Origin of the sequence: Oryzifoliimicrobium ureilyticum, from assembly GCF_037199735.1 — a bacterium.
GTDB classification, from domain to species: Bacteria; Pseudomonadota; Alphaproteobacteria; order Rhizobiales; family Rhizobiaceae; genus Rhizobium; species Rhizobium ureilyticus.
In genome coordinates this window covers 1-546 of sequence record NZ_JBBBVQ010000086.1, presented here as the reverse complement: position 1 = coordinate 546, position 546 = coordinate 1, and the positions used below count along the sequence as shown (strand labels likewise).

Genomic DNA, 546 nt, shown 5'->3' with positions numbered 1-546 from the left:
GATAACGTCGCCAGTCGGGGCGTTTTGCTTCATTTAATTCCCGTTTCCAAATTGGCTTCCAAAGCCGAGGTCCAGTTACACGGAGGAATTTTTCTAAGATGACTTCACTGTCATTCTCAATGATGAGACCGCATTTCCAGCTCGACAATGGCGATTGATTCAGTGTTCTGGCAACTGCACTAACAAGGATATCCGTGGCGGGCTTGAATGGCACCAAGTCAGAAGGATGCCACAAGGACGACAAATTGACCTCCCCGTGACACAGATCAGTAAACACCAATGGCGCTTGCTCTTCGGCCAATAAAAGTTGCCCAGAAGGACTAACCTCGAACGTGCCTTTGACTACAATAGATCCAAATCGCCGATCTTGATTATCGGCGCTGTAGAACCGGAGATTCGGATAAGGCGTGAAGTTTGTCACTTCTGGCATAGAACGTCTCAGTTGTTATCGATCATTGGAGCAGTAAGCTGCACGTGGCTCTCGCCGTCGATATAGACCTTGACGCCTTTGAGGAGGATCGTGCCGTCGTCCTTCATGATCAGAAT

1 protein-coding gene is annotated in these 546 nt (G+C 48.7%); it reads right to left on the bottom strand.

Going from position 1 to position 546, the window contains the following annotated elements; genetic code table 11:
• The coding region (locus VQ830_RS29000; RefSeq protein WP_337271544.1) for a DUF2169 domain-containing protein at positions 1-430 on the bottom strand (430 nt) is incomplete at its 3' end.
• Between the last annotated feature and the right edge of the window lie 116 nt (positions 431-546).